Annotated in this window: 20 protein-coding genes; 18 read left to right on the top strand and 2 right to left on the bottom strand. The window is 63.5% G+C overall.

Annotation, left to right across the window (positions count from 1 at the left end):
• Positions 1-32 precede the first annotated feature (32 nt).
• The 9 genes from aptA (at position 33) to V8J83_RS05945 (ending at position 8,649) form a co-directional block, all read left to right on the top strand.
• Entirely contained in the window at positions 33-1,364 is a 1,332-nt protein-coding gene (gene aptA / locus V8J83_RS05985; protein ID WP_339984462.1) for an omega-aminotransferase AptA, read from the top strand.
• A 72-nt stretch (positions 1,365-1,436) separates the two neighbouring features.
• A complete protein-coding gene (locus V8J83_RS05980; protein ID WP_339984460.1) occupies positions 1,437-2,687 on the top strand; it encodes a Zn-dependent hydrolase in 1,251 nt (416 codons plus the stop codon).
• Entirely contained in the window at positions 2,684-2,935 is a 252-nt protein-coding gene (locus V8J83_RS05975) for a hypothetical protein (protein WP_339984458.1), read from the top strand. Before V8J83_RS05980 ends, V8J83_RS05975 begins: the two co-directional genes overlap by 4 nt.
• Before the next feature lie 25 nt (positions 2,936-2,960).
• A complete protein-coding gene (gene hydA, locus V8J83_RS05970; RefSeq protein WP_339984456.1) occupies positions 2,961-4,424 on the top strand; it encodes a dihydropyrimidinase in 1,464 nt (487 codons plus the stop codon).
• Positions 4,425-4,431: 7 nt separating this feature from the next.
• The gene (locus tag V8J83_RS05965; protein ID WP_339984453.1) at positions 4,432-4,899 is read left to right on the top strand and encodes a hypothetical protein; all 468 of its coding nucleotides are present in this window, start codon (positions 4,432-4,434) and stop codon (positions 4,897-4,899) included.
• Complete coding sequence (locus V8J83_RS05960) at positions 4,896-5,669, top strand: ABC transporter ATP-binding protein (protein WP_339984451.1); 774 nt, start codon at positions 4,896-4,898, stop codon at positions 5,667-5,669. The genes V8J83_RS05965 and V8J83_RS05960 overlap by 4 nt, the downstream gene beginning before the upstream one ends.
• 60 nt (positions 5,670-5,729) lie before the next feature.
• Positions 5,730-6,632, top strand: coding sequence for an ABC transporter permease (locus V8J83_RS05955; protein ID WP_339986008.1), 903 nt, complete (start codon positions 5,730-5,732; stop codon positions 6,630-6,632).
• A 129-nt stretch (positions 6,633-6,761) separates the two neighbouring features.
• Positions 6,762-7,601 carry an ABC transporter permease gene (locus tag V8J83_RS05950; RefSeq protein WP_339986006.1) on the top strand — a complete coding sequence of 280 codons (840 nt, stop codon included), beginning with the start codon at positions 6,762-6,764 and terminating at the stop codon, positions 7,599-7,601.
• A gap of 52 nt (positions 7,602-7,653) precedes the next feature.
• Positions 7,654-8,649, top strand: a complete 996-nt coding sequence (locus V8J83_RS05945; protein ID WP_339984449.1) for an ABC transporter substrate-binding protein — start codon at positions 7,654-7,656, stop codon at positions 8,647-8,649.
• Between the two features lie 83 nt (positions 8,650-8,732).
• Here V8J83_RS05945 and V8J83_RS05940 read toward each other — a convergent pair whose 3' ends face one another.
• A complete protein-coding gene (locus tag V8J83_RS05940) occupies positions 8,733-9,263 on the bottom strand; it encodes a hypothetical protein (protein WP_339984447.1) in 531 nt (176 codons plus the stop codon).
• Between the two features lie 198 nt (positions 9,264-9,461).
• Here V8J83_RS05940 and V8J83_RS05935 point away from each other — a divergent pair, with 198 nt between their 5' ends.
• The 9 genes from V8J83_RS05935 (at position 9,462) to V8J83_RS05895 (ending at position 19,172) form a co-directional block, all read left to right on the top strand.
• A complete protein-coding gene (locus V8J83_RS05935) occupies positions 9,462-10,766 on the top strand; it encodes a short-chain fatty acyl-CoA regulator family protein (RefSeq protein ID WP_339984445.1) in 1,305 nt (434 codons plus the stop codon).
• Between the two features lie 102 nt (positions 10,767-10,868).
• The gene (locus V8J83_RS05930; RefSeq protein WP_339984443.1) at positions 10,869-11,300 is read left to right on the top strand and encodes a response regulator transcription factor; all 432 of its coding nucleotides are present in this window, start codon (positions 10,869-10,871) and stop codon (positions 11,298-11,300) included.
• Between the two features lie 3 nt (positions 11,301-11,303).
• Positions 11,304-11,663: a hypothetical protein gene (locus V8J83_RS05925; RefSeq protein ID WP_339984441.1), complete on the top strand. Its 360-nt coding sequence runs from the start codon at positions 11,304-11,306 to the stop codon at positions 11,661-11,663.
• A 1-nt stretch (position 11,664) separates the two neighbouring features.
• On the top strand, positions 11,665-14,331 hold the full coding sequence (locus V8J83_RS05920; protein ID WP_339984439.1) for an ATP-binding protein: 2,667 nt from the start codon (positions 11,665-11,667) through the stop codon (positions 14,329-14,331).
• Positions 14,332-14,472: 141 nt separating this feature from the next.
• Positions 14,473-15,639: a FliM/FliN family flagellar motor switch protein gene (locus tag V8J83_RS05915; RefSeq protein WP_339984437.1), complete on the top strand. Its 1,167-nt coding sequence runs from the start codon at positions 14,473-14,475 to the stop codon at positions 15,637-15,639.
• A 121-nt stretch (positions 15,640-15,760) separates the two neighbouring features.
• The gene (locus tag V8J83_RS05910; RefSeq protein WP_339984435.1) at positions 15,761-16,525 is read left to right on the top strand and encodes an HpcH/HpaI aldolase family protein; all 765 of its coding nucleotides are present in this window, start codon (positions 15,761-15,763) and stop codon (positions 16,523-16,525) included.
• A gap of 239 nt (positions 16,526-16,764) precedes the next feature.
• Positions 16,765-17,400: a DUF6778 family protein gene (locus tag V8J83_RS05905; protein WP_339984433.1), complete on the top strand. Its 636-nt coding sequence runs from the start codon at positions 16,765-16,767 to the stop codon at positions 17,398-17,400.
• 39 nt (positions 17,401-17,439) lie between these two features.
• Positions 17,440-18,636: an RSP_2647 family RNA methyltransferase gene (locus V8J83_RS05900; protein ID WP_339984430.1), complete on the top strand. Its 1,197-nt coding sequence runs from the start codon at positions 17,440-17,442 to the stop codon at positions 18,634-18,636.
• Entirely contained in the window at positions 18,633-19,172 is a 540-nt protein-coding gene (locus tag V8J83_RS05895; protein WP_339984428.1) for an RSP_2648 family PIN domain-containing protein, read from the top strand. The genes V8J83_RS05900 and V8J83_RS05895 overlap by 4 nt, the downstream gene beginning before the upstream one ends.
• Before the next feature lie 67 nt (positions 19,173-19,239).
• On the opposite strand, the gene V8J83_RS05890 is transcribed toward V8J83_RS05895, so the two are convergent.
• Positions 19,240-19,938, bottom strand: a complete 699-nt coding sequence (locus V8J83_RS05890; protein ID WP_339984426.1) for a M48 family metallopeptidase — start codon at positions 19,936-19,938, stop codon at positions 19,240-19,242.
• Positions 19,939-19,958: the final 20 nt, after the last annotated feature.

Raw genomic sequence — 19,958 nt, 5'->3', positions numbered from 1 at the left:
CCACCGGGCCACCGGGCGATGGGGAGACAGCCATGGCACTTGACCGCAGCAATCCGGTTCCCAACGACCTTTCCGCCTTCTGGATGCCGTTCACGGCGAACCGGCAATTCAAGCAGACCCCGCGCATGTTCGTGGGTGCGGACAAGATGCATTACAGGACCGCCGATGGGCGCGATGTGCTGGATGGCACGGCGGGGCTTTGGTGCTGCAACGCGGGCCACAACCAGCCGCGGATCGTGGAGGCAATCCAGAAACAAGTCGCCGAGATGGATTACGCGCCGGCCTTCCAGATGGGCCATCCCAAGGCGTTCGAGCTGGCCAACCGGCTGCGCGACATGGCGCCCGACCCGATGGAGCATGTGTTCTACACCAATTCCGGCAGCGAGTCGGTCGAGACGGCCCTAAAAATCGCCATCGCCTATCAACGCGCCATCGGGCAGGGGTCACGGACCCGTTTGATCGGGCGCGAGCGCGGCTATCACGGGGTGAATTTCGGCGGAATTTCCGTTGGCGGGATCGTGAACAATCGTAAGGTTTTCGGGTCATTGTTGACGGGTGTGGATCACCTGCCGCACACGCATTTACCGGACGAAAATAGTTTCGTGCGCGGCCAGCCCGAGCATGGCGCGCACCTGGCCGAGGAGTTGGAGCGGATCGTGGCGCTCCACGGGGCCGAGACGATTGCGGCCTGTATCGTGGAGCCGATGGCGGGCTCGACGGGGGTTTTGATGCCGCCGAGAGGCTATCTGGAACGGCTGCGCGAGATCTGCACGAAACACGGGATCTTGCTGATCTTTGACGAGGTGATCACCGGGTTCGGGCGGCTTGGCAGCAGCTTCGCGGCGGCGCATTTCAACGTGATGCCGGACCTGATCACCTGCGCCAAGGGGTTGACGAATGGGGTTATTCCGATGGGCGCGGTCTTGGCCACGGGGGCCATTCACGACGCGTTCATGCAGGGGCCGGAGCATCTGATCGAGTTGTTCCACGGCTATACCTATTCGGGCAATCCGATTGCCTCGGCAGCCGGGATTGCGACGCTGGAGACCTACAAGGAGGACGGGTTGTTCGAGCGCGCGGCGGAGCTTGCGCCCTATTGGGAGGAGGGGCTGCACAGCTTGCGCGGCCTGCCCCATGTGATCGACATCCGCAACATGGGCCTGATCGGGGCGGTGGAGTTGGAGCCGATTGCGGGCGAGCCGACGAAACGCGCGTTCCAGGCGTTTCTGGAGTGCTACGACAAGGGCGTTCTGATCCGAACTACGGGCGACATCATCGCGATGTCGCCGCCGCTGATCATCTCGAAAAGCGAGATAGATCAGTTGTTTGGGACGTTGAGTGATGTGTTGAAACAGCTGCATTGAACGCAACCGGAAAACGCGCTTTTTCCGGCCGGGATTACGCGCGTAGTCCGCCACCGCAAACGGAGACGAAAGATGCCAGCCCCCGGCGAAAACATGAAAATCAATGGTGAGCGCCTGTGGGACTCGCTGATGGAAATGGCCAAGATCGGCCCCGGTGTCGCGGGCGGCAACAACCGCCAGACGCTGACTGATGAGGATGCGGAAGGGCGCGCGCTGTTCCAGTCCTGGTGCGAGGCAGCGGGCTGCACCATGGGGGTCGATGAGATCGGCAACATGTTCGCGCGGCGTGAGGGGACGGACCCCGACGCGCTGCCGGTTTATGTGGGCTCACACCTGGATACCCAGCCCACGGGCGGAAAATATGACGGCGTTCTGGGGGTTCTTGGCGGGCTGGAAATCATACGCACACTCAATGACTTAGGGATCAAAACCAAGCACCCGATTGTGGTCACGAACTGGACCAATGAGGAAGGCACGCGGTACGCGCCGGCGATGCTGGCCTCGGGCGTGTTCGCGGGCAAGCACACGCTCGACTGGGCGCTCGACAAGGTGGATGCCGACGGCAAGCGGTTCGGCGACGAGTTGGAGCGGATCGGCTGGAAGGGCACGGAAAAGGTCGGAACGCGACGCATGCACGCGTTCTTCGAGCTTCATATCGAGCAGGGGCCGATTTTGGAGGCGGAAGGCGTCGATATCGGCATCGTCACCCATGGGCAGGGCCTGCGCTGGATCGAATGCACCATCACCGGCAAGGAAAGTCACACCGGATCGACGCCGATGCACATGCGCAGGAATGCGGGGCGTGGTTTGGCGTTGATCACCGAGTTGGTCCATGAGATCGCAATGAAGAACCAGCCGGGTGCGGTGGGTGCGATCGGGCATGTGGATGTCTATCCCAATAGCCGCAACATCATTCCGGGAAAGGTCGTGTTCACGGTCGATATGCGCACGCATCTGTTGGATAAACTGAACGCGATGGTTGACGATTTGATGGCGCGTGCGCCGACGCTTTGCGAGGAGATCGGGGTGTCGTTCGAGGCCGAGATCGTGGGGCAGTTCGACCCGCCGGCGTTTGATGACAAATGTGTCACGAGCCTCCGCCAAGCGGCTGAAAGGCTTGGATATTCGCATATGGATATCGTATCCGGGGCAGGGCACGATGCGTGCTGGATCAATGATGTGGCCCCGACGGCGATGGTGATGTGTCCTTGCGTGGACGGCTTGAGCCATAACGAGGCCGAGGAAATCAGCCCGGAATGGGCAACGGCCGGCACGGATGTCTTGTTCCATGCGGTCGTGGAAACGGCGGAGATTATGGAATGATATCAAGAATTTGGCTGGCGCTTGGCGCAAGTATCGCGCTGGCGGGATGCGTGGCGACGACGCCGGAGGGGCAGTTCGAGGAAGGCCTTCCCGAAGAGGTCCTGGCGCTTGTCGGGCCGGGGCAGGATACGAGTTCGGTCCGGTTGGAGGCCGACGGGTGTTATTGGTATCTGCATCGCGGGCCGGTCGAAAGCACCTACATCCCATTGATGACGCGGGACCAGAGGATGATTTGCGTGACAGCGTAAGGGTTTAACACACGAGGGGGACCAGATGAGCAAGGTGATCAAGGGCGGCACGATCGTGACCGCTGACCGTCAATGGGTGGCGGATGTGCTGATCGAGGGCGAGAAGATCGCCGAGATTGGCGAGAACCTGAACGGCGATGAGGTGATCGACGCCTCCGACGCCTATGTGATCCCCGGCGGCATCGACCCGCATACCCACCTGGAGATGCCCTTCATGGGCACGACGGCGGCGGAAACGTTCGAGACCGGGACCTTTGCGGCGGCGGCGGGCGGGACCACCATGTTGGTCGATTTCTGCCTGCCGGGCGAGGACGGCAGCCTGCTCAACGCGATTGATGCCTGGGACGCGAAGTCAAAGGATCAGATCTGCGTCGATATCTCGTACCACATGGCGATCACCGGCTGGAACGAGAGCATTTTCAATGAGATGGAGGCCGTTGTTAAAAAGCGCGGCATCAACACGTTCAAGCACTTCATGGCCTATAAAGGCGCGTTGATGATCGAGGACGACGAGATGTTCGCCTCGTTCAAGCGCTGCGCCGAGCTAGGCGCGCTGCCGCTGGTCCATGCCGAGAACGGCGACATCGTGCAGGAGTTGCAGCAGAAATATCTCGCCGAAGGGGTCTTCGGGCCGGAGGGGCACGCGTATAGCCGCCCGCCCGAGGTTGAGGGTGAGGCGGCGAACCGCGCGATCATGATTGCCGACGCGGCGGGCACACCTTTGTACATCGTGCACGTGTCTTGTGAGCAGGCCCATGAGGCGATCCGGCGCGCGCGCCAAAAGGGGATGCGCGTCTATGGCGAGCCGTTGATCCAGCACCTGACGCTGGATGAGAGCGAGTATTTCAACAAGGATTGGCAATATGCCGCGCGCCGCGTGATGTCGCCGCCGTTCCGGTCCAAGGACCATCAGGACGGGTTGTGGAATGGGCTGGCAGCCGGATCGTTGCAGGTTGTGGCGACGGACCACGCGGCCTTCACGGACGAGCAAAAGCGCATGGGTGTGGACAATTTCGCGATGATCCCCAACGGGACCGGCGGGCTTGAGGAGCGGATGGCGATGCTCTGGACCCGTGGGGTCGAGACGGGGCGTTTGACGCCGGAGGAGTTTGTGGCGGTGACGTCGAGCAACATCGCCAAGATCCTCAACATTTACCCGATGAAGGGCGGCATCAACGTGGGCGGCGACGCCGATGTGGTGGTCTGGGACCCGAAACTGGGGCGGACGATCTCGACGGCGACGGCGAAATCTATCCTTGATTACAACGTGTTCGAGGGGATGGAGGTCAGCGCCTCGCCCCGGTACACGCTGTCGCGTGGGGACGTGGTCTGGGCGGCGGGGCAGAACAGCCAGCCGCAGCCCGGGCGCGGGCGGTTTGTGAAGCGGCCCCCTGCGGCGAGCCCGACGCAAGCTTTGAGCAAGTGGAAGGCGCTGAACACGCCCCGCAAGATCGAGCGCGATCCGCTGAATATTCCGGCGGGGGTTTGAGTTATTGGTGTCTAACCAAGCGGAAGATACTTTGAAGCGGGTGGAAGAACTATTTGAGCAACCGCGCCAGTCATTCGAAAGAGCAAAGTTGTGGTCTGATTATCTGGCATTTCATATCCGGTTTTTGGTCTTTGTTACTCTTGCGATAGTCTGCTCGGCGCTATTCGCTGAACGAGTTGCAGGCTGGCCTGACCATGACCTGTTCTACAGAGCAACTCTTGTGTCATTGCTTTTGTCGGCTTCGGCTTTCTCAGCCTTCGCTTTTTATATGGTGGTGTGCATCGCAATGCTAAACTACGACTTCTTCGCGTCGAAACTCGTCTACTTCTTCATAAATCGACTCATGAATGAGAAAGGCAGCGCGATCTGGTTGTCGCAAATAGCTGCCATGATACTGGTTTTGCTTGTTCTTTTAGGTTTTGGAGCGGTCGTTTTAACGCTGATTGAAATAGCAAGATTGGAAACCGTTGCGTGACCGTAATCTCCGCCCAAGCCCTGAACCTGACGTTTCAGACGAACGATGGCCCGGTCCATGCGTTGAAGGATGTGGACCTCAACATCGAGAAGGGCGACTTCGTGTCGTTCATCGGCCCCTCGGGTTGTGGGAAGACGACGTTTTTGCGGGTGATAGCCGCGTTGGAGCAGCCCACGGGCGGGCAGGTCACCGTGAACGGGATGACCCCAGATGAGGCCCGCAAAGCGCGCGCTTATGGGTATGTGTTTCAAGCCGCCGGCCTCTACCCGTGGCGGACGATTGAGAAGAACATCAAGCTGCCGTTGGAGATCATGGGATATTCAGCGAAGGACCAGCAGGATCGCGTGAACCACGTCTTGCAACTCGTTGATCTGGAAGGGTTTGGGAAGAAATTCCCTTGGCAACTCAGCGGTGGGATGCAGCAGCGCGCGTCGATTGCGCGGGCGCTCGCGTTCGACGCCGATATCCTGCTGATGGACGAGCCGTTCGGCGCGCTCGATGAGATCGTACGGGACCGCCTGAACGAGGAGCTTCTGAAGCTCTGGGCTCGGACGGAGAAGACGATCGGGTTCGTGACGCATTCGATCCCCGAAGCCGTCTACCTGAGCACGAAGATCGTCGTGATGAGCCCGCGTCCGGGGCGGATCACGGATGTGATCGAAAGCGATCTGCCGCGCGAACGTCCGCTCGATATCCGCGACACGCCCGAGTTTCTGGCGCTGGCGCATCGGGTGCGCGAGGGGCTGCGCGAAGGACATGCCTATGAGTGAGGCGGCATGAGTGTAGCGCTGGACCAGAACGAGGTCGCGCCCTGCGCGTTCTGCATGGCGATGCGGCGGATTGCGGGCGCGGTTTTGCCGGTTCTGACCGTGGTCGCTGTGATCGTGGCGATCTGGTACGCGGGTGCGTATTTGATGAACCGGTCGATTACACTGGACACCGCCGAGCGGCGGGGGGTGGCGTTGAGCACGGCAGAGGTGTTCGCCGACACGATGGCGCAAGAGCGACCCCGGCTGCCCGCGCCACATCAGGTGGCGGTGGAGCTGTGGAACACGACCGCGGGCGAAGAGATGTTCCGGGAGCGGCGCGGCGAGTTGCGCCCCAATCCACGAAGCCTGTTTTTCCATGCGTATCAGACCCTTGCGCCGACGATGTTGGGGTTTTTGATCGGGTCTTTGGCGGGGCTGATGCTCGCCATCGGGATCGTGCATAACCGGGCGATGGACCTCAGCGTGATGCCTTGGGCGATTGCGTCGCAGACGATCCCAATCCTCGCGGTGGCGCCGATCGTGATCGTGGTGCTGAACGCGGTGGGGCTCACGGGGATGGTGCCGAAGTCATTGATTTCGGCGTATTTGTCGTTCTTCCCGGTGGTCGTGGGCATGGTGAAGGGGATGCGCAGCCCCAGCGCGATGGACCTGGACCTCCTGCGGACCTATTCGGCGGGCCGGACGGCGACGTTGTTCAAACTGCGCCTGCCCGCATCGGTGCCATTCCTGTTCGCCTCGCTAAAAGTGGGGATCGCGGCGGCGTTGGTGGGGACCATCGTGGCGGAATTGCCCACCGGCGCGCGGTTCGGATTGGGCGCGCGATTGCTGACCGGGAGCTATTACGGTCAGACGATCCAGATCTGGAGCGCGCTGTTCATGGCGGCGATCTGTGCGGCGGTTTTGGTGGCGGTTTTAAGTTTGATCGAGCGTGGCACGCTCCGACGCATGGGGTTGAGCGCATGAGCATGTGGCGCGGTACGGACGCCTCCGGCGGGGGGATTTTCGAAGCAAAGAAGGGCGGGGAGCGCGACCATGGCGATTGACGCACGCGTGATCTGGCACGGATTGGGTGTCGTGCTTCTGGCGGCCGCGATGCTCCATGATGTACGGCTTGCGGCCATCGTGGCGGTGTGGTTCGGGGCCTGGTGCCTCAATGCCGCGCTCGCGCGCGGCGTGCCGGGAGCGCGGGTTCTGGTGCCGTTAATCTTCGGGGCAACTCTGCTGGTTTTGTGGGAAATGACCGTCCGCCTCTACGAGATCAGCCCCGTGATCCTGCCCGCGCCAAGTGCCATTGCGGCGGCGTTTGCGGCGAACACAGACATCCTGTGGGCGGATTTCGTGCAGACGATCCTGCGCGGTGCGTTGGTGGGCTATGTGATCGGGTGCGGGGCGGCGCTTTTAGTGGCATTGGCCGTCGACCGCTCGCCATTTTTGCAGAAGGGGCTGTTGCCGGTGGGCGCGTTCCTGGCGGCGTTGCCCATCGTGGGGACAGCGCCGATTTTCGTGATGTGGCTTGGGTTTGGGCCCGCGTCGAAGGCCGCCGTTGTCGTGGCGATGGTGTTCTTTCCGATGCTGGTGAATGCGGTCGAAGGGCTCAAGGCCAGCGACAAGATGCAGCGTGATCTGATGCACACCTATGCCGCGTCTTATTGGCAGAGCCTGGTGAAACTGCGCCTGCCGACGGCCTTGCCGTTCCTGTTCAACGGGTTGAAAATCTGCACAACGCTTGCGCTTATCGGGGCGATTGTTGCGGAATTTTTCGGCTCCCCCACCGTGGGCATGGGGTTTCGGATCAAGATCGAGGTCGGGCGGTTGTCCATGGACGTGGTCTGGGCCTCGATCACGGTGGCGGCGCTGGCTGGGACGGGGTTTTATGGAGTGATGACGCTTCTGGAGCGGCGATTGACCTTCTGGCACCCATCGCAACGGTGATGCGGGGCCGGCACAAAGACCAACAAGAAGACCAACCTGGAGGAAAAACACGATGAAAAAACTGACATTTGCGGGGGCAGCACTTCTGGCTTCGGGCGGTATGGCCTGGGCGGATGGGCATCTCGATGAGGTGAACCTACAGCTGCAATGGGTCACGCAGGCGCAATTCGCGGGCTATTACGTGGCGCTTGAGAACGGCTATTACGAGGAAGAAGGGCTGGCGGTGAACATCATCCCTGGCGGGCCGGACATCGCCCCGCCGCAGGTTCTGGCCGGTGGCGGCGCCGATGTGATGTTGAACTGGATGCCCTCGGCGCTGGCGGCGCGCGAAGGTGGGCTTCCGGTCGTCAACATCGCGCAGCCGTTTGTGCGCTCGGGCCTGATGCTGACGTGTTGGGCCGACAGCGGCGTGGTGGAACCTGCAGATTTGGCGGGCAAGACCGTGGCGCATTGGTTCTTCGGCAATGAATATCCGTTCCTGTCGTGGATGTCGCAGCTTGGCATCGGTGTTGAAGGCGGGGACGATGGGGTCACGCTTTTGCAGGCGGGCTTTAACGTCGATCCGCTGATCCAGCGGCAGGCCGATTGCATGTCGACGATGACCTACAACGAATATTGGCAGGTGATCGACGCGGGCGTGACGCCCGAAGAGTTGGTGACGTTCCGCTATGAAGATCAGGGGGTTGCGACGCTGGAAGACGGCATCTGGGCGCTTGAGGAGAACCTTGAGGATCCGGAGTTTGTCGACAAGATGACGCGGTTTGTGCGTGCCTCGATGCAGGGGTGGGCCTGGGCCGCAGAGAATCCCGACGATGCGGCGATGATCGTGCTGGATTACGACGAGACCGGTGCGCAGACTGAGGAGCATCAGTTGCGCATGATGGGCGAGATCGCGCTGCTTGTGGAGGGCGGCGATGGTCGTCTGGATGAAGAGGCCTATCAGCGGACGGTTGATACGCTTCTGGGTGGCGGGTCGGACCCGGTGATCTCGGCGGAGCCCGAGGGTGCCTTCACCCACGTGATCACGGATGCCGCGCTGGCGGAATGATGGCGTAGACCAAAGTTTCGAGCGGCCCCGGGCGGATCTTCTGCGCGGGGCCGTTTTCTTTCCTGCACGGGATGGGCAGCGGATCAGCGGCGGATATCGACGGTGCGATTGATCGGCTCGGGCGCGCCGGATTGGTAGAACTCCGGTGCCGCCGCAGCCGGGTCCGGGGCAGGTGGCGAAGGCTGGACCTTTGTCTGTGACGTCTGGGTGTCACCCGTGGCCCCGTCCGGCCCTTCGATCGTCGCGTCGGCCTGGCGTGCGGCCGCGTCCGCGTCGCTGTCGACCTCAAGAATGTCACCCTCGGTCGCCGGATCCGGCGGGGCCATGGCAAGCATGGCCAGCGGATGCCGGGGCGGTTCCGGCGGTGGCGGGATATCGTCGTTATCGCCAACTTGAAAGACATCAAGAGGTTTGACCGCGCGGGCACTTTGGCCGGGGTTTTGCGACGCGGTTTCGTGTTGGCGGGCGGCACCCGTGCTTTCGGTCTTGTCGGTGGCCGTCACGGGGTTCTTGGTTTCGGCCCGCCCGGTCATACTTCCGGCGTTGGTGCGGATGTCGGCCCGCGCGGGGGAGACCGCCAATTCCACACGTGACGGTGTGTTTGTAATGTCCATTCTCGCTCTCCTCAAACGCAATGCGTTCAGAGTGCCCCACGGACATCATATAATACGCACGCCTTAACAAGCCATGAACGCGGCGCCAAAAGTGCGGCAAAGTTGCTATAAATCAGAATATTAAGAGGTGAACGGCACGGCGAAATTCAGCGTGTAAATTTCTTGTAAAGATGGTAAAGGTTGCCCATGAAAAACGCCATGAAAGAGACGGCGAACGCCAGCGCCCCGTCGGAAATCACCGGCAGCCGGATCCGCGAGCAGCGGCTGGCGCGCGGGTTGAAACAAGCGGCTTTGGCGGAAGCTGTCGGGGTTTCCCCCTCGTATCTGAACCTGATCGAACACAACCACCGGCGGATCGGCGGCAAGCTTTTGCTGGAGATCGCCCGGGTTCTGGTTGTCGATCCCTCGGCGCTTACGGAAGGGGCGGATGCGGAGGTCAGCGCGCTGTTGGATGCGGCGGCGCGGGCGCAGGGCGATCTGGGCCCGGAAAGCGAGCGGATCGACGAATTGGCAGCACGGTTTCCTGGCTGGACCGCGCTGATCGCGGCGCAGGAACGGCGGGTGCAACGGCTTGATGCGCAGGTCGAGGCGCTGCGCGACCGGTTGACCCATGATCCGGTCCTGTCGGAGGCGATGCATGATGTGCTCTCGTCGGTCGCGGCGATCCGGTCCACGGCCGACATTCTGGTGCGCGAGACCGACCTGGACCCGGCTTGGCGCGGACGGTTTCACCGCAACCTGCACGAGGAGGCGGAGCGTCTGTCGACCCAGGCCACGGGCCTTCTGGCGCAGTTCGAGGCCCCCGACGCGGATGTCGGATCACCTGCGGAAACTGTCGAGGCGATGTTCGAGGCGGCGGGCCATCTGTTTGCGCAGATCGAGGCCGGTGGGGAGGGTGCGATAGAGGCGGTTCTGGACCGTGCGCCGGGTATGGATCATCCGAAGGCGCGCGCGATGGGGGCGGCGCGGCTGGCGGATTATGCGCGTGATGCCAAGCTGTTACCGCTTGCGCCCTTCACCCGCGCCGCGCAAGAGGTCGGGTTTGATCCGGTCGCCCTGGTGGCGCGGATGGGTGTTGGCGTGGCCCCGGTGCTGCGGCGGATGGCGAACCTTCCGATGGAGTGCGGCGCGCCGCCTGTTGGGCTGGCGATTTGCGATGCTGCGGGCGCGATGGTGCACCGGCGGCGATTGTCGGGCTTTGCGCTGCCGCGGGTGGTGGCGGGGTGCCCGCTGTGGCCGCTTTACCGCGCGTTGTCGCGCCCGGGACAGGCCGAGGAGGCCGAGATCGAGATGCCGCACGGTGCGCGGTTTCACGTATGGGCGGTGGCAGACATCCACGATGGCGCGGATTTCGGGGCGGCCGCCCATGTGCAAGGCGTGATGTTGATCATGCAGGCGCGCCCGCGCGCGCGCAGCCTTGCGTTGATCGCCGCAGGGCCGGGGTGCGAGACCTGTTCCCGCGCGGCCTGTTCGGCCCGTCGCGCAGGCGCGCCCGCGGTTTGACGCAAAATTGTTGCGTGTTGCCCGCGTTTTGGGCAATGTTGGAACATCAGGCGCGGGTGAACGACCATTCCCCCGAAGCCGCCCCGTGGCGGAGGACTGGGCATGATACAAGAACACCTATCGCCCGACACGGGACCTGGCACGATCCTCATCATCGAGGACGAGACCAATATCCTTGAGGCGCTGACCTTTATCCTGAGCCGGGCGGGTTGGGATGTGCGGGGGCATGGCAAGGGCGACAGCGCGCTGGCCGAGGTCGCCCGGCTCAACCCAGATGTGCTGGTGCTGGACGTGATGCTGCCGGGATGCTCGGGCTTCGATATCCTGCGCGGGCTCCGGGCCGCACCCGAGACACGTGATCTTCCGGTTGTGATGCTGACCGCCAAGGGGCAGGCGCAGGACCGCGATCAGGCGCAGGCTTTGGGCGCCAATGCGTTTCTGACCAAGCCATTCTCAAACGACGAATTGCTGAGCGTTGTCAAAGAGATCGCCCCCGATCGCATGATGCCGCAGGCGGCAGCGGGACGGGGCTGACGGATGGCCCGGCAGCTGTTTCTGGAACGGCGGACCTATCGGTTGAACCGATTGCAAGACGCTGCGCGGTTGTTGCCGGTGCTGGGTCTTGTGTTGATCTTCGGCCCGATTTTCATCCGGGGTTCGGGCTCGGAGCCGGTCAATCTGTCGGCGACGCTCGTCTATTATTTCGCCATCTGGATGGGCCTGATCGTGCTCACCGCGCTGGTCAGCCGTGCTTTGAGCCGTATGCAGGGGCTGGACGATGTGAGCCGCGTTCATGGCGTGGACGATGTGAGCCGCGTCCAGGGCGTGGACGAACCGAGCCGCGTCCAGGGCGTGGACGACACCCCCGCCGGTTCGGGGCGCCCCGGGGACGGCTGAGATGTTGAGTTTCAACGGCCTCGTCACGATCTGTATCCTATATGTCTTGGTGCTTTTCGGTGTGGCGTTCTGGGCCGAACGCGCGGCGAAGCGGGGCGAGGTGCGGTGGCTGAACTCGCCGATTACCTACACGCTGTCCCTGTCGATCTATGCCACCGCCTGGACGTTTTACGGCGCGGTCGGCTCGGCGGCGCGGTCGGGATTGGAATACCTGACAATCTATCTCGGGCCGACGCTGGTCTTCGTGGGCTGGTTCTGGCTCTTGCGGAAAATGGTGCGGATCGGGCGCGCGCAGCGAGTGACGTCGATCGCGGATATGATCTCCAGCCGCTATGGCAAATCCGGCGGGCTTGCGGTGCTTGTCACATTGCTGGCGGTGCTGGGGACGACACCCTACATTGCACTTCAATTACAATCGGTTGCCCTGTCGTTCTCGGTGTTCACCGACGCGGGCGACACGGTCAATACGGCGCTTTGGGTTGCGGCGGGGCTGGCGCTTTTCACGATTGTCTTCGGCACCCGATCGCTGGATCTCAACGAACGCCACCCCGGTCTTGTCAGCGCAATCGCGGCGGAAGCCATCGTGAAGCTGACCGCAATCGTCGCGGTCGGGATTTTCGTCGTCTGGGGCGTGGCGGACGGGCCAGGGGATATGCTGGCGCGGATCGAGGCCTCACCGGTGGCCGACACGCCGGTCAACGGCGCGCGATGGTTGGGTCTGACGGTTTTGGCGGGGGCGGCGATCCTGTGCCTGCCGCGGATGTTCCAGGTGATGGTGGTCGAGAACTCGGACGAGCGGCACCTGGCGACGGCAGGGTGGGCCTTTCCATTGTACCTGATGGTGATCTCGCTCTTCGTAGTGCCGATTGCGGTGGCGGGAATGAGCTTGCCGGGCACAGGCGACAACCCCGATCTTTACGTTTTGACCGTGCCGCTGAGCCTTGGGCAGGATTGGTTGGCATTGTTGGTGTTTCTGGGTGGATTTTCCGCAGCCACCTCCATGGTGATCGTCGCGGCGCTGGCCCTGTCGACGATGGTGTCGAACCATATCATCGTGCCGCTGTGGCTGCATTCGTCGAACTCACGCGTGGCGATGAGCCAAGATATGCGCAAGGTGGCCCTGACCGCGCGGCGGCTAACGATTGCGGCGATCCTGGCGCTTGGCTGGGTCTATTATCGGCTGTCGGGGGGCACGGCGGCGCTGGCCTCCATCGGGTTGATCTCGTTTCTGGGCGTGGCGCAGATCCTTCCGGCGCTGGTCGGCGGCATCCTGTGGCGCGGGGCCACGCGGCTTGGGGCGGCGCTGGGGATCGGCGCGGGGCTCTTGATCTGGATGTGGCTGTTGTTGTTGCCCAACGTCGCGGAGACCGGCGGCCTGATGCCCGTGGTCCTGTCGGAGGGTCCTTTTGGCATCGGCTGGCTCGCGCCCGCGACGCCGCTTGGGCTTCAGTCGGGAGATCCGTTGATGACGGCCATGGTGCTGTCGCTTGGGGTCAACACGACGTTGTTCATCCTGGGCTCGCTTCTGAGCTTTCCCAGCCCGCTGGAACGATTGCAGGGCGCGCAATTCGTCAACGTGTTCGATCATTCACGGGCCGTTAGGGGGTGGACCGGGGCAGTCGGTGCATCGGACGATCTGCGTATCATGGCGCAGCGGATCATGGGTGATGACCGCGCCATCCAATTGTTCCGCGACACCGCCCGCGCGCAGGGGCGCGATGGGCAATTGCCCGAACCGACCCCGGATTTCCTTGAACGGCTGGAGCGCGAATTGGCGGGCTCGGTCGGGGTGGCGACGGCGCATGCGATGGTGGCGCAGATCACCGGTGCGGCCAGTGTCAGTGTGCGCGATCTGCTGGCGGTGGCCGATGAAACCGCGCAGATCATGGAATATTCCAGCCAGCTTGAAGCCAAATCCGAAGAGCTGGCTCAGACCGCAGGCCGCCTGCGCGAGGTGAACGCCAAGCTGACCGAATTGTCGGTGCAAAAGGACGATTTCCTGAGCCAGATCAGCCACGAGTTGCGCACGCCGATGACGTCGATCCGGTCGTTTTCCGAGATCTTGATGCAGGCCGACAAGGTCGATGACGCCGCGCGCACGCGGTTTTCGCGGATCATCCACGACGAAAGTCTGCGTCTCACACGACTGCTGGATGATTTGCTGGACCTCAGCGTCTTGGAAAACGGGCGCGTGACGTTGAACCTGGGGGAGGCGAATTTGGCCGATGTGCTGGACCGCGCGACCAATGCGGCCGGGGCCGAGGCGGGGGGCGGCATCGTGATCAAACGCGACCGCGCCCGCGAGGCGGTGGCGCTGTGGACCGACAGTGACCGGCTGGCACAAGTGTTCATCAACCTGATCTCGAACGCGCGCAAGTATTGCGACGCGCAGGCGCCAGAACTGGTGATCGCGGTTGTGGCGGATGCGCAGGGCGTCGTGGTGGAATTCTCTGACAACGGCAGCGGCATCTCGACCCGGCAAGAGGCTCTGATCTTTGAGAAATTCGCACGGCTTGATACCGCACGGGGGGCACCTGGGGCGGGGCTTGGCCTGGCCATCAGCCGGGAGATCATGGCCAGGCTCGACGGCGATTTACACTACGTGCCGCGCCCGGGCGGCGCGACCTTCCGGGTGCGTTTGCCGGCGCGGGCATCGCGCGCGGCGTGAGTGGTTTGAGTGGCTTGGGTGGCTTGGGTGGCGTAAGTGGCGTAAGCGGAAAAACATAGAGCGTAAGGGCTTCGTTAACGGCTTTTGTGGCAGATCAACGCGCACGCGCCGTTTTCCCAAGCCAGAAGGCCTTATTTCGAGATGTCCGCCCCTGACACGCGCCCTGTCCTGGCCCGCAAAATTGCGGCGCATTCCGGTGTGGGGATGCGGCCCGAGGAATTGTCAGCGCAGCTGGACGTGGCGCTGAGCCGTGCCGTACGGCGCGCAGGCGCCCCGATGGAAGGGTTCGGGATCAGCCTTGATGGGATCGATATCGGGCTGGACACCAATCTGCAGGCCGCCATTGACGCCTTTCCCGATCACGGGCTGATCGCGGCCACCGAAGATATGGAAGGGCGGCGCGGTCTTTTGGCGTTGGAACATACGTTGGTCGACGCGCTGATCGAGGTGCAGACCACTGGCCGCGTGGAAGAGGGACAGGGCCCGCCACGCGCGGTCACGCGCATCGACGAGGCGCTTTGTGCCGATTTCATTGACCTGATGTACGGCGCTTTGGCGTTTGAGGGCAACGGGATCAACGGGCGCAGTTGGCCGGAGCGGATGCGTTACGGCAGCCGGATCAAGGACCGCAGTCAGATCAACCTTCTCTTGCCCGCCCGCGGCTATCACCTGTTGCAGGCCAATGTGACCGCGGCTGGGTTGAAGACCGGCAAGCTGATGATCCTGTTGCCGACCGATCCGGCCCTGGGGCGGAAAAACGGTAAGCGGCCCGAGGCAAAACCACCACGCCCGGACAGTTGGAAGGCCGATATGCTGGCGGCACTGGGCCCCGCGCCGCTGGCGTTGAATGCCGTATTGATGCGGGTGGATATGCCGCTGGCAAAGGTCGAAGCGTTGCAGGACGGCGACCTGATCCCGTTTGACCGCGCCGATTTGAGTGCGGTAACGTTGGAGAGTGAAGGTGGCCATGTTTTCGCGCGCGGCAAGTTGGGCCAGATCGGCGGACGCCGCGCGGTGCGTTTGGCCGACCCGAACGGGCTGGCGGAGACACCGGGGGCCGAGGCAGGCCTGCGTGCAGCGCCGCCCGCTCCGGGTCCGCCAAGCGCAAGATCGCCCGGTTCGGGTGATCTGGCCGCGATGTCGATGGAGGCGCGCGTCGCCCAGGCCGGGCAACCGGCCCAGAGCCAGCCCGTTGCTGCGCAGATGGCCCCCGCACCGACCGCCGCTCAGCCTCAGCCAGGCACACCCGAAGACACCGGTGCGGCCCTGGAAAAGATGATGGCGCAGGCGGACCCGCCCGCACAGTAAGCCACGGGTCCACCGCGTCCGACGTGGCACTTGTTGGTTGCCTTTGTGGAAGCCTCTCGCCAGTGTTTGGAGGCAAGCCAGGCCAGTGTGCCGTGGCATCCACAGCGAGAGGCGCGCGTCCATGTCGATCTCAGAATTTCGCGGCAAAGTGACTGGCGGTGCCCAACTGGCGGGGACCTTCATGAAGACGCCAAGCGTTGATATGCTTGAGGTTCTGCTCCTCTCAGGGCTCGATTTCGTCTGTCTGGATTGCGAACACGCGCCGTTCGACCGCGGCAGCATCTCCGCCTGCATGGCCCTGTCGCGCGCGGCGGATTTTCCGGTTCTGGTCCGGGTGCCGTCAGCTGCACCCGAAAACATCGCGCGCGCACTGGATGACGGGGCGTGCGGCGTGGTGGTGCCGCATGTGGCTTCGTCTGAACTGGCCGAAGACATCGCGCGTGCCGCCCGCTTCGGACATGGCGGACGCGGCTATGCGGGATCGACCCGGTGGGCGGGCTACGCCACCCGGCCCATGCCCGAGATCCTCGCCCAAAGTGCCGCCGAAACAGTCGTCCTCGCCCAAATCGAAGAGCCCGAAGGCGTCGAAGCCGCCGATGCGATCGCCGCCGTTGACGGGATCGACGGGTTGTTCGTCGGGCCCGCGGATCTCACCGTGGCCTATGGTCATGACACGTTGGACAATCCCGATTTGCACGCAGCGATGGGCAAAACCGCCGCCGCGACACGGGCCCATGGCAAGGGCCATGTGACCTTTGTGACCGACGCCGCACGCGCACATGCGTTGCGGGATTACGGGTTTTCGATGTTTTTCATCGCGTCCGAGCACGCGTGGGTCCTGCAAGGGGCGAAAGCACAGGTTGCGGGGATCCACGCCCCTGATTGAGGGCGCGCCGGTCCGAGCGCCCGGCCACATTCCAAACGCATTCATCTAAAATTTGCCTCAATTGCGGCAGATTGTTTCCATTCCTTCACCGCCGAATGACCGCACAGCCACCGCGATTGCGCCGCCCTTTTCCGGCATTCTTTCTTGTGTTCCGGCAGAAAAACGATCGGGACAGGCAATATATGGCCAGTGCCAGGCGCCGTCCGGCGCCCATGCATCTGGCGTGCAGGAGAAGTCCCATGATGAAAGTTCGTTTCATCCCCGCAATGCTTGTTGGCTCCGTTCTGGTCCTTGCGGGCTGCGTTGGCAGCACCGGTGTGTCGCGCGATTTGGCCTTCGACAGCCCACCCCCGGCTGTGGACAATATGGTGCTGCAGGATTGGGATGTGGTCGGCGTGGATGTCGATGTGCCGCGCACGTTGACGGTGAGTGAGGCCAATACGATCAAGCCGCGCGCCGATATTGTCTGGCGCGAAGATCCGATCGGCGACCGCCATACGCAAGTGGATGATCTGATGACCGAAGCGCTGAACGGCGCGTTCGAGCAGGTCACCGGCACGACCCCGGTGATCGTCAACATCCGCATGACCCGGTTCCATGCCCAGACGCAGCGCGTGCGCTATTCGAACCTGCCGAGCGAGCAGGAGATCGAATTCATCATGACCGTTGTGGATGCGGAAACCGGCGTAATCCTGTCCGGTCCCGAGGCGTTTGACCTGACGTTTCCGGCCCTTGGCGGCAATGACGCGGTCGAGGCCGATGCCGCCGGTCTGACGCAGCGGTTGCGCATTACGCGCCGCCTGGAAGATTGGGTTGAGGCGGAATTCGTCGGCATAGTGACGCCGAGCGTTCTGGTGAGCGCGGTCGCGCGCTGAGCCTTTTCCCCATCTGAAGAACCCGTTAGAGGGGACGCCATGACAGCGTCCCCTTTGCCCGTTCTGCGCCTGAAACCCAAGGCCGATGCCCGCCGCATCCGCCATGGCCACCCTTGGGCGTGGGCCGATGATCTTGTGCTCGATCGCCGCTCAAAAGCCGTCCCTTCCGGGGCTTTGGCCGTGTTGCACGATGCCGAACGGCAGCCCCTTGGCGTCGGCGTGGCCAGTGTGGGCGCGCGGATTGGCCTGCGTATTCTGGATCCGAACCCCGACGCGGTGATCGACCGCGATTGGCTGGCCGCGAAAATCACGCGCGCGCAGGCTTTGCGCGATGCGCTTTATGATGGGCCGTTTTACCGTCTGATCCATGCCGAGGGCGATAGCCTTCCTGGCCTGATTGTGGATCGTTTCGGCGACACCTTGGTGGTGCAGCCCAACGCGGTTTGGCTGGAGGATCGGATGGACGATCTGGTCTCGATCCTGACCGATGTCACCGGCTGCACCACGATCATCAAGAACGGAACCTCGCGCGCGCGCGCGCTGGAAGAGCTGCCCGAAGAGATGGCGGTTTTGACCGGCGCGGCCCCCGAGGGTCCGATCCCCGTGCCGATGAACGGGGCCACCTACATGGCCGACGTGATGGGCGGGCAAAAGACCGGCCTGTTCTACGATCAACGCCCGAACCACGCCTTCTCCGCCCGCCTGGCCAATGGCGCGCGGGTGTTGGACGTGTTCTCCCATGTGGGTGGCTTTGCCTTGGCCGCGCTGGCCGCCGGTGCGACACAGGCGCTGGCCGTCGATGCCTCCGCTCGAGCGCTCGATCTGGCGCAGGCGGGCGCCGCGGCGATGGGCGCGGGCGGGCGCCTGTCCATCCGCGCGGGCGATGCGTTTACCACAATGGAGTCGCTGGCTGGTGAGGGCGCGCAGTTCGATCTGGTGATTGCGGATCCGCCGGCATTCGCGCCGTCGAAGCCCGCGCTCGACAAGGGCTTGCGCGCGTATGAGCGCGTTGCACGGCTGGCCGCGCCGCTTGTGGTCGAGGGCGGCACGTTGATCCTGTGTTCCTGCTCGCACGCCGCGAGCCTCGACAAGTTCCGCGCGTCCTGCCTCCGCGGGATCGGGCGGGCGGGCCGTGCGCCACGCATCCTGCACACCGGGTTTGCGGGGCCGGATCATCCGGTGCACCCCAGCCTGAGCGACACGGGCTACCTCAAGGCCATCGCGTTCCGCCTATGATCGCGGTTCTCGACGCCTGCGTGCTCTATCCAACTGTCCTGCGGCAGATCCTACTGGGCTGTGCCGAGCGCGGGCTGTTTGCGCCGGTCTGGTCCGAGCGGTTGTTGGAGGAATGGCGCCGGGCCGCCGCCCGCAACGGCGGTCCGCCCGATGCGGCGCTGGCCGATGCCGAGATCGCGCGGGCCAACACGCGCTTCCCCGCGGCCCTGACGCCGCCCGGAGACGAGGCGCCGCTGTGGCTCCCGGACCCGGCCGATATCCATGTGCTGGCCACCGCCGTCGCGGCGCGCGCCGAGACGATCATCACCCTGAACCTGCGCGATTTTCCAGCGCGCGAACTCTCCGGACACAATGTCGTCGCGCGGCCCCCTGACGCGACCCTGATGGAGATGTGGTTGGCCGATCCGCGCCCGGTGCAAGACGCCGTCACCGCAACCCATGCCGAGGCGGAGCGGCTGTCGGGTCAGGTTCTGCCACTTCGCGCGCTGCTCAAACGCGCGCGCCTGCCGCGCCTGGGCAAGGCCCTCTCGCGCTGAGCCTCCCTCTATTTGTTCCTGAAATATGCTGGGGTCAGCGGCAGCACCCCGGGACAGCCGCCGCGTGCTATTCCGGCTGGCCGTTCTCGCGCCAGCGGGTCTCAAGCGCCTCAATCGCGGAAATCCGCTCCGCCGTCTTGGGATGGCTCATCAACCATGCGGGAGCCCCGCCACCTGGGAGCCCGGCCAATCCTTCAAGCTTTTCAAACAGCGATTTTTGCGGCGCGGTTCCGATCCCCGCGGACACCAGTAGCGCAGAGGCATAGGCGTCGGCCTCATATTCATCCTGCCGCGACAGCCGCGCCGCCAGAAGCGACGCGACAAGCCCGCCGATCCACGGCCCGATGCCGGGGATGAACCGACCCAACACACCGGCCAGCACCGCGCGCACAGCGTTCTGGCCGGAAAAGTCGATCATCCGGCGACGTGCATGGCCAAGTGCGACATGGCCCAACTCGTGGGCGATGACGGTGGCGATTTCTTCGGCCGACACCTCACCCGCGCGGTAACGATTGTAAAACCCGCGGGTGATGAAGATGCGCCCGTCCGGCGCGGCCAGTCCGTTGACGGCATCAACCTCATAGAGGTTCACGCGGATCCGATCGACGTCCAGAACACTGGCGAATTTGTCGGTGATCTGTTTCAGCGTCGCATCCGCCAGCTCGGTCGAGCGGGCATCAAGCTCGCGCTTCGTCCGCCACGATGAGAACAGATACATGATCAGGCCATAGCCCACGGCCAGCACGATGGGGGTCAGCTTCAACATGGGTCTGATATGGGTCCGCC

The organism is Gymnodinialimonas ulvae (assembly GCF_037543845.1).
Lineage (GTDB): Bacteria > Pseudomonadota > Alphaproteobacteria > Rhodobacterales > Rhodobacteraceae > Gymnodinialimonas > Gymnodinialimonas ulvae.
Note: the sequence above shows the minus strand (reverse complement) of the source record. Positions and strands in the feature narration are given on the sequence as shown.

Bases quoted from the DNA above. Each gene is read 5' to 3' on its own strand.
- aptA (WP_339984462.1), top strand. From the start codon at position 33: ATGGCACTTGACCGCAGCAATCCGGTTCCCAACGACCTTTCCGCCTTC.
- V8J83_RS05980 (WP_339984460.1), top strand. From the start codon at position 1,437: ATGCCAGCCCCCGGCGAAAACATGAAAATCAATGGTGAGCGCCTGTGG.
- V8J83_RS05975 (WP_339984458.1), top strand. From the start codon at position 2,684: ATGATATCAAGAATTTGGCTGGCGCTTGGCGCAAGTATCGCGCTGGCG.
- hydA (WP_339984456.1), top strand. From the start codon at position 2,961: ATGAGCAAGGTGATCAAGGGCGGCACGATCGTGACCGCTGACCGTCAA.
- V8J83_RS05955 (WP_339986008.1), top strand. From the start codon at position 5,730: ATGCGGCGGATTGCGGGCGCGGTTTTGCCGGTTCTGACCGTGGTCGCT.
- V8J83_RS05950 (WP_339986006.1), top strand. From the start codon at position 6,762: ATGCTCCATGATGTACGGCTTGCGGCCATCGTGGCGGTGTGGTTCGGG.
- V8J83_RS05945 (WP_339984449.1), top strand. From the start codon at position 7,654: ATGAAAAAACTGACATTTGCGGGGGCAGCACTTCTGGCTTCGGGCGGT.
- V8J83_RS05940 (WP_339984447.1), bottom strand. From the start codon at position 9,263: ATGGACATTACAAACACACCGTCACGTGTGGAATTGGCGGTCTCCCCC.
- V8J83_RS05935 (WP_339984445.1), top strand. From the start codon at position 9,462: ATGAAAGAGACGGCGAACGCCAGCGCCCCGTCGGAAATCACCGGCAGC.
- V8J83_RS05930 (WP_339984443.1), top strand. From the start codon at position 10,869: ATGATACAAGAACACCTATCGCCCGACACGGGACCTGGCACGATCCTC.
- V8J83_RS05925 (WP_339984441.1), top strand. From the start codon at position 11,304: ATGGCCCGGCAGCTGTTTCTGGAACGGCGGACCTATCGGTTGAACCGA.
- V8J83_RS05920 (WP_339984439.1), top strand. From the start codon at position 11,665: ATGTTGAGTTTCAACGGCCTCGTCACGATCTGTATCCTATATGTCTTG.
- V8J83_RS05915 (WP_339984437.1), top strand. From the start codon at position 14,473: ATGTCCGCCCCTGACACGCGCCCTGTCCTGGCCCGCAAAATTGCGGCG.
- V8J83_RS05910 (WP_339984435.1), top strand. From the start codon at position 15,761: ATGTCGATCTCAGAATTTCGCGGCAAAGTGACTGGCGGTGCCCAACTG.
- V8J83_RS05905 (WP_339984433.1), top strand. From the start codon at position 16,765: ATGATGAAAGTTCGTTTCATCCCCGCAATGCTTGTTGGCTCCGTTCTG.
- V8J83_RS05900 (WP_339984430.1), top strand. From the start codon at position 17,440: ATGACAGCGTCCCCTTTGCCCGTTCTGCGCCTGAAACCCAAGGCCGAT.
- V8J83_RS05895 (WP_339984428.1), top strand. From the start codon at position 18,633: ATGATCGCGGTTCTCGACGCCTGCGTGCTCTATCCAACTGTCCTGCGG.
- V8J83_RS05890 (WP_339984426.1), bottom strand. From the start codon at position 19,938: ATGTTGAAGCTGACCCCCATCGTGCTGGCCGTGGGCTATGGCCTGATC.